The organism is Citrobacter sp. Awk 2 (assembly GCF_028069815.1).
Taxonomy (GTDB): Bacteria; Pseudomonadota; Gammaproteobacteria; order Enterobacterales; family Enterobacteriaceae; genus Citrobacter.
The window spans coordinates 1-8297 of sequence record NZ_JANEWL010000143.1 but is presented as its reverse complement, the minus strand read 5'-3'; the positions used below and the strand labels follow the sequence as shown (position 1 = coordinate 8297).

7 protein-coding genes are annotated in these 8297 nt (G+C 49.7%); 4 read left to right on the top strand and 3 right to left on the bottom strand.

Annotated elements, in window-relative coordinates:
* Positions 1 to 144 precede the first annotated feature (144 nt).
* Entirely contained in the window at positions 145 to 822 is a 678-nt protein-coding gene (locus NNO02_RS21880) for a PadR family transcriptional regulator (protein ID WP_271442781.1), read from the top strand.
* On the opposite strand, the gene NNO02_RS21875 is transcribed toward NNO02_RS21880, so the two are convergent.
* On the bottom strand, positions 819 to 2384 hold the full coding sequence (locus NNO02_RS21875) for a methyl-accepting chemotaxis protein (protein ID WP_271455730.1): 1566 nt from the start codon (positions 2382 to 2384) through the stop codon (positions 819 to 821). The genes NNO02_RS21880 and NNO02_RS21875 overlap by 4 nt on opposite strands.
* A 318-nt stretch (positions 2385 to 2702) precedes the next feature.
* Entirely contained in the window at positions 2703 to 4223 is a 1521-nt protein-coding gene (locus NNO02_RS21870) for a methyl-accepting chemotaxis protein (RefSeq protein WP_271455729.1), read from the bottom strand.
* A 430-nt stretch (positions 4224 to 4653) separates the two neighbouring features.
* On the opposite strand from NNO02_RS21870, the gene ygjG reads away from it, so the two are divergent.
* On the top strand, positions 4654 to 6033 hold the full coding sequence (gene ygjG / locus NNO02_RS21865; RefSeq protein ID WP_167335587.1) for a putrescine aminotransferase: 1380 nt from the start codon (positions 4654 to 4656) through the stop codon (positions 6031 to 6033).
* 77 nt (positions 6034 to 6110) lie between these two features.
* On the opposite strand, the gene NNO02_RS21860 is transcribed toward ygjG, so the two are convergent.
* A complete protein-coding gene (locus NNO02_RS21860) occupies positions 6111 to 6443 on the bottom strand; it encodes a tRNA-binding protein (protein ID WP_271455728.1) in 333 nt (110 codons plus the stop codon).
* A gap of 149 nt (positions 6444 to 6592) precedes the next feature.
* Between NNO02_RS21860 and ebgR the strand changes: the two genes are divergently transcribed.
* Both ebgR and NNO02_RS21850 read left to right on the top strand, forming a co-directional pair.
* A complete protein-coding gene (gene ebgR / locus NNO02_RS21855; protein WP_271455727.1) occupies positions 6593 to 7576 on the top strand; it encodes a transcriptional regulator EbgR in 984 nt (327 codons plus the stop codon).
* A 193-nt stretch (positions 7577 to 7769) separates the two neighbouring features.
* A complete protein-coding gene (locus tag NNO02_RS21850; protein ID WP_271455726.1) occupies positions 7770 to 8216 on the top strand; it encodes a beta-galactosidase subunit beta in 447 nt (148 codons plus the stop codon).
* Positions 8217 to 8297 lie beyond the last annotated feature (81 nt).

Genomic DNA, 8297 nt, shown 5'->3' with positions numbered 1-8297 from the left:
GTCTGGACAGAGCCTCCAAAACGCCGCAATAAAAAATAAATACATATAAATCAATAAATTAAATTAATATTTCTGCACAGACTTGCAAACAGAAAAAGTTTAGATATAAATTAGATATATCGAAACAACATCAGGAGATGAATGATGCAAGATCATCATGAAGGGTGCTGCAAACATGCAGAACACCAGCACGAAGGCTGCTGTAAAGGCGAAGGACATCGCCACGAAGGTCACCACAGCGAACACCACGAAGGTTGCTGCAAAGGTGAAGAACGTCGTCACGAAGGCTGTAACAAAGAGCACCACCATGAGCATGGCTGCGGACACCGCCACGGTCGCGGTGGTGGTGGCGGTCGACGTCAGCGCTTCTTCGGTCACGGCGAATTACGTCTGGTGATTCTGGATATTTTGACCCGCGATGCCAGTCACGGTTATGAGCTAATCAAAGCCATTGAAACATTGACTCAGGGTAATTACACCCCAAGCCCAGGTGTTATTTACCCGACACTGGATTTCTTGCAGGATCAGTCGCTTATCGCCATCCGTGACGAGGAAGGAGGACGTAAGCAGATAACAATCACAGAGCAAGGCCTGCAATGGCTGGAAGAGAACCGGGAACATCTGGAACATATCCACGAACGTATTAAAGCACGCAGTGTCGGCTTTGAATTACGCAAGAATCCACAGATGAAAAGAGCACTGGAGAATTTTAAAGCCGTGCTGGATCTGCGGGTCAATCACGGTGACACCAGCGAAGCGCAAATCAAGAAGATCATCGGAATTATCGATCGCGCATCGCTGGACATCACCCAGCTTGATTAAGCAGGCTGCGCGTCCTCTTTACGCACGCGGAACACTTTGATCATCTCTTTTAAGTGTAATGCCTGTTCATTTAATGACGCCGCTGCCGCAACGGACTCTTCTACCAGACAGGAGTTCTGTTGCGTGGTGGTGTCGATCAGGCCAATCGCACTGTTAATCTGCGAAATACCGTCCGTCTGCTCGCGGCTGGCCTGACCGATTTCCCGTAATATCACATCCATTTCTTCAACGTTAGTGACCATTCCATTGATCAACGCGTTGGCTTTTTCAACCAGCGCCAGCCCTTCCCGGGTTTGACTGGTGGAGTCTTCAATCAGATTGCGGATCTCACTGGCAGACGATGCGCTTTTTTGCGCCAGTTGACGCACTTCTCCGGCAACTACCGCAAAACCACGCCCGTGCTCACCGGCGCGCGCGGCTTCGACAGCCGCATTCAGCGCCAAAATATTGGTTTGAAAAGCAATCGAATCGATCAGGTTGATAATTTCTGACATACGGTTAGAGGTTTCATTAATCACGCGTATTTTCTGCGTCACCTGATTCATCATCTCACCGTTGTTTTTCACGACCGTCGCCGCTCCCGTAGACAGCTTCGTCGCTTCATGGGTATGGTCTGCCGTCGTTTTGACCGTCGCGGTAATTTGTTCCATCGACGCCGCGGTCTGTTCTACCGAGCTTGCCTGTTCTTCGGTACGCGCAGCCAAATCCTGATTACCCGCGACAATCTGCGCCGCCGCCGCAGAGATATTCTCGGAGCCGTTTTGCACTTCCTCGACAATCTCTAACAGTCGGGTTTTCATTGCCATCAGCGCTTGCAGCAGCACACCGGTCTCATCCTTCTGTTCCATACTGATGTTGCGAGTGAGATCGCCCTGCGCAATCGCCTCGGCAAACTGCACGGCTTCATTAAGGGGTCGGGTAATTGAGCGCACAATATACCAACCCATCACACAACCGGCAGCAATGCTGATCAGCGCCAGAGTAATCAACAGTGCGCGATTGGTGTGGAAATCATATTCCACCTGAGCGCCCGCCTTCTGCATCTGGGCATCTTCAATGGCGATCAACTCCTGCACTTTTGCTTTATACGCCTGCTGCACATTCACCGTGCGGGTCATCATCTCGTGCATCGCACCAGAGCGATCGTGATTCTGCAGCGCCTGCAGAATGCGGAATCGGGAAGCCAGATACTGTTCACGCACATCGCGGATATCCGCAATAATTTTTTTGGATGCATCATTGAGAGGCGCAGCACTCAGCGCATCCAGCAGAGCAGAAATTTGCTGGCTGATGGTATCGAGCTTTTTCTGGGACGCCTGGGTCCATTTACCTTCCTCATCCAATAACATCAATTGTTGAGTACTGACAAACTCCTGAAAATTATCAATGAGCAGATTGGCTTTTACCGTAATCGGATAGTCATTGGTAATGATGTTCTGCATCCCACTGTTACTACGATCCAGACTCAACAGCGAAAGGCCCGAACTCACCATCATCAGTACAATAAACAAACCAAACGCGATAAATAACTTCGAGCGAATCTTTACGTTATGCAAGAACATATTTTCTCCCTGGAGACAGTTTTCTTCAGACAGATATCCTTATCGGTCAGCAATCACCTAACTTTATGATATTGATCGTTTTTTAATTTACACCAATGTTGCGAAATAGTTTTTGACGATGAATAAAGCAAGACCGATCGTTATATAAGCGATATTTAACAATATTTAAAAACAGGGCGCTCGCCGTCATAACGGAATAATTAAAATAGAATCGTAATACCAAAGAGGTATTATTTAATACATGGTTAACAAAATTATCACAAAAAACGCCTACCGGGGACGATAAGCGTTTGGCGGGAAAATGGGATGGGGAGAGAATTAATGTAGCACGGTCACCGCATCTTCCAGGCGACCGGCACGATGTTTTACCATTGCTGAAATCTGCGCGCTTTCTTCGACCAGTTCAGCATTTTTCTGCGTAATACTGCTCAACTCATTTACGGCACGGGTCAGGCTGGAAAGTCCATCTGACTGCTCCAGCGTTGAATGGCTAATTTGAGCGATCAACTGTGTCACATTCTGAACCTGCGCCACAATATCATCCATTGTCCGCCCTGCGGCATGAACCTGATCGGAGCCGGACTGCACCTTGTCGGCGCTGGCATCAATCAGTTTACGGATGTCATTTGCTGCGCTTGCACTACGACTGGCAAGATGACGTACCTCTCCAGCCACTACCGCAAATCCTTTTCCTTGTTCGCCCGCCCTGGCCGCTTCAACCGCCGCATTCAGCGCCAGAATATTTGTCTGGAAAGCGATATCGTTAATCAGGGTCGTGATAGTGCCGATCCGTTGGGTGCTGTTGGCAATATCGTCCATTGTTTTAATGACCGTATCCATCGCCTCACCGCCCTGTGTCGCCGCGCTGCTGGCAGCAATAGACAGCTTGTCAGCCGCCGCTGCCGTCGCAGAGTTTTGCTTCACCGATGCCGCCATCTGATTCATGGTGGTGACCGTTTCCTGCACATTCTCTACCGTCTGCTGTGTATGCTTGTTTAAATCATCACTGCCTTTCGCCAGCGTTTCACTGTCGTTACGCACACAGCTGACCTGACTCGACACGTCATGAATAAGCCAGCGGCACATTAACCCTAACTGCCCCACCGCCCGTAGCATCAGACCCAGTTCATCGCTACGGTTAAGATGGGTCACGCTGTTGCGCTCGCCAGTCGCTACTTTCAGTGCCTGCTGGGCAACATTCTCGATTGGGCGCACAATCTGCCATTCGAAAATAACCGTCGCCAGCAGCATCACCAGTGCGCTCACCAACAGTTGCGGCCATTCAGCCCCCATCTGCTGTAGCGCAGTTGCCAGGATGACAAACATGAAAGCCATTACACTGCGCACCCGCCAGCGAACCGGAAGCGACGGGAGTTTACCCAACCAGCCTTTACGTACCACCAGCCCCTTATGGACGCGCCGATGACAGCGGCCTTCATTGAGTGCTTTATATAAAGGTTCGACCGCCGCAATTTCCGCTTCCGTCGCCCGGGTACGGATCGACATATACCCGGTTACGCGCCCTTCCCGCACCATCGGCACCGCATTGGCCCTCACCCAGTAGTGATCGCCATTCTTCCGCCGGTTTTTCACAATACCGCTCCACGGTTCCCCCTGTTTCAGGGTGTACCACATATCCGCAAACGCCGCTTTCGGCATGTCCGGGTGACGAACCAGGTTGTGCGGCTGAGCAAGCAATTCATTCAGCTGATAGCCGCTGACCTGGACAAAGGTATCGTTCGCATGGGTGATATAGCTTTGTAAATCGGTGGTCGACATGAGGGTGATATCATCATCCAGCGGTGTATTTTGCTGACTAACGTAGGGATGAGAAGACATGGTTGCGTCCTGTGCAGGTTATCTGGTTGTTAACTCTTTCGGCTTATGTTATTTCGGCGCTAATCTTTTTAACTTTAGTTGTTAAATTTGATTTAGATCGCAATTTGCGATTAAACCTCAAAATTTGTATGTTTTCTAATTCATTGATTTAAAATACTTTCATTACGTAACTATTCAGCACACCTTCACTCTGCGCACCGCAACAGTGCAATTTTCGCCCACTTTTAGCGCAATGACGCGTTTTTCCCGTCGGTTTTACGCGCGTAAACCTGGGCAAAATGCCAGCAAATGTTAATGTTTGAGATTAAATGTTGCACAAGCAAGATCTTCCCTGGTGTTTATCCCGATTTTCGTTAAGCGCGTCGGGATGGCGCAATCCCTGCAATACTTAATTCAGTATCATGTGATACGCGAGCTCCGGGAGCATATTTTGAACAGGTTACCTTCCAGCGCATCGGCTCTGGCCTGCAGCGCACACGCACTGAATCTCATCGAGAAGCGAACGCTTGATCATGAGGAAATGAAAGCACTAAACCGAGAGGTGATTGATTACTTCAAAGAGCATGTTAATCCGGGGTTCTTAGAGTATCGAAAATCTGTAACTGCCGGCGGGGATTACGGAGCCGTAGAGTGGCAAGCGGGAAGCCTGAATACGCTTGTCGACACCCAGGGACAGGAGTTTGTCGATTGCCTGGGAGGTTTTGGAATTTTCAACGTGGGGCACCGTAATCCAGTAGTGGTCTCCGCCGTACAGAATCAACTCGCGAAACAACCTCTGCACAGCCAGGAATTACTTGACCCATTACGGGCCATGCTGGCAAAAACGCTTGCTGCACTGGCTCCCGGAAAGCTGAAATACAGTTTCTTCAGTAACAGCGGGACCGAGTCGGTTGAAGCGGCGCTAAAACTGGCGAAAGCGTATCAATCGCCGCGCGGTAAATTTACATTTATTGCCACCAGCGGAGCCTTCCACGGTAAATCGCTGGGGTCGCTATCCGCTACCGCTAAATCAACCTTCCGCAAACCGTTTATGCCGCTGCTGCCGGGCTTCCGCCACGTTCCTTTTGGCGATATTGATGCCATGCGCACCGTCCTGAGCGAATGTAAAAAGACCGGCGACGATGTTGCCGCCGTGATTCTGGAGCCAATCCAGGGGGAAGGAGGCGTAATCCTGCCGCCGCAAGGGTATTTAACCGCGGTACGTAAACTTTGCGATGAGTTTGGCGCGCTGATGATCCTCGACGAAGTGCAAACCGGCATGGGGCGCACCGGCAAAATGTTCGCCTGCGAACATGAAAACGTGCAACCTGACATTCTGTGTCTGGCCAAGGCGCTCGGAGGTGGCGTGATGCCAATTGGCGCGACCATTGCCACCGAAGAAGTGTTCTCCGTCCTGTTCGACAACCCTTTCCTGCATACCACCACGTTCGGTGGCAACCCGCTCTCATGCGCGGCGGCGCTGGCGACCATTAACGTCCTGCTGGAGCAAAATTTACCCGCTCAGGCAGAGCAGAAAGGCGATATGTTGCTGGATGGTTTCCGTCATCTGGCGCGTGAATATCCGGATCTGGTACACGACGTTCGCGGTAAAGGCATGCTGATGGCGATTGAGTTTGTCGATAATGAGATTGGCTACAGCTTTGCCAGTGAAATGTTCCGTCAGCGAGTGCTGGTCGCCGGAACACTGAATAACGCGAAGACGATCCGTATCGAACCGCCGTTGACGTTAACGATCGAGCAATGCGAACTGGTATTACGATCAACCCGCAAAGCCCTGGCCGCATTACGGGTGAGCGTGGAGCAGGTGTAACAACCTTACCCGGCCTATAAAAGACACCCTTTTGTAGGCCGGATAAGGCGTAGCCGCCATCCGGCAATTAGCCTAACTTAAACAATCCTTACCCCCGCCGGCATGACGCGTTCAGGCGCCAACAGCACGCTTTCACTGCCATCATCAGTTTCGGCACACAGCAACATGCATTCTGAGGTTTCACCGCGCATTTTGGCCTTTTGCAGATTGCACAACACCACCACCGTTTTCCCCATCAACTCCTCTTCGCGGTAATACGGCACCAGACTGGTTACCGTTTGCAGCGTTTTGTCGCCGACATCAACCTGCACGATATAGAGTTTATCGGCATTTTCGTGGCGCTTCACTTGCGCTACTTTTCCAACACGTATTTCCATCCGGGCAAAATCGGCAAATGCGACGGTATCCATTTCTCTCTCCGAAGTAAACTTTTACTAAAAAATAACCGAATTTTCGTGGAAGATAAAGCGCGAAGAATTTACTAAAAACAGATGCATCTCATGGGGCTTCATTTACAATAAACAGCCCATGCGGTCGAATGGTGGAATGAAAGGCAAATATGGCAACTCTTAAAGATATAGCAGCGGAAGCTGGCGTTTCTCTGGCAACGGTATCCCGCGTTCTGAATGACGATCCAAACCTGAATGTGAAAGAGGAAACCCGGCATCGTATTCTGGAGATTGCAGAAAAACTGGAGTACAGGAGCAGTTCTTCCCACAAAATGCAGGTGAGTGTTGCCAGTCAGCACCACATTCTCGCACTTTACAGTTACCAGCAGAAGCTGGAGATCAACGATCCCTACTATCTGTCTATCCGCCACGGTATTGAAACACAGTGTGAAAAGTTGGGTATTGAGCTCACCAACTGCTATGAACATCATGTGCCCCCCAGCATCAAAAAACTGACGGGTGTCCTTGTGGTTGGGAAGGCCAGCGATGCAATACGCCAGACCGCCACAGCGCTAACGGACAATATCTGTTTTATTGATTTTCAACCTCCGGGCGGCGGTTACGATTTCGTTGATACCGATCTGGTACGCATTAGCCAGGAGATCATCGACTTTTTCATCAAACAGGGTGCGACACGCATCGGTTTCATTGGTGGTCAGGACGTGCCAGGAGAAGCGGATATCCGCGAAGTTGCCTTTGTGAAATACGGGCAGCAGAAAGGTGTCGTTTCAGAAATGGATATCTACCGGGGCGGTTTCTCCAGCGCATCTGGCTATGAGCTAGCCAAAAAAATGCTGGCAAAACAAGATTATCCGTCAGCCTTGTTTGTTGCTTCTGACTCTATCGCTATCGGCGTATTACGGGCAATTCATGAAAATGGGGTCCGGATTCCGGAGCAAATTTCGCTCATCAGCGTCAATGATATCCCTACCGCGCGTTTCACCTTTCCCCCACTCTCCACCGTGCGTATCCACTCTGAGATGATGGGCATTCAGGGTGTTAACCTGCTGATTGAAAAAGCGCGCGATGGCCGCGTGTTGCCGCTTCAGGTCTATGTCCCCAGCCAACTGAAACTGCGCGGTACAACCCGCTAGTGTTCGCTTTGCCCGATAGTGCCGTCGGGCAAATCCTCCCTTCCTCACAGCCCGTCAATTTTCTCTATTTCGTGATCGAGTTAAAGTAAATCGAATTCCTCTATTCTATTTAGTAAAAATTTTACTAAAATAATTACCTATGATGTCGTTGAGCACAGGCTGTTAACGGTCGATTCATGCGTAAGGAAAGAAAATGAGGATTATCGATAACGTAGAACAGCTTCAACAACATACGCATACGAAAAATCACTGGCAGCGTTGCGCAGAGGTGATAGGAAAGCTCGATAGTCTCTCTCCCGGTGTTGTTTACTCGCAGGGAGATACTCTGAACTACGACGTCAGAATCGACAGCACAACGGATGCCCTGTTTATCGGCCATCGCCGCTGCATTGAGGTGCATTACTTTTTACAGGGCACACAAAAAATCGAATACGCGCCGAAAAGCCAGCTACAGGAAATTGACTGCTACCGGAAGGACACCGACCGTGAATACCTGAAAGGTTTGGGGCAAACCGTACAGGTCAACGCTGGACAAGTATTCATCTGTGATACTGATGAGGCATATCGATTCATTACCCATGCTATCGTGAAAAAATTGGTTATTAAAATCATCACGGAAGAGAACACCAGGCTGGTATAAACAGATTATTACGCCAGTGCATGGCAATAGCATTTATTTATATTTTATCTGAATTACATAGATAAATCACATAACTAATTC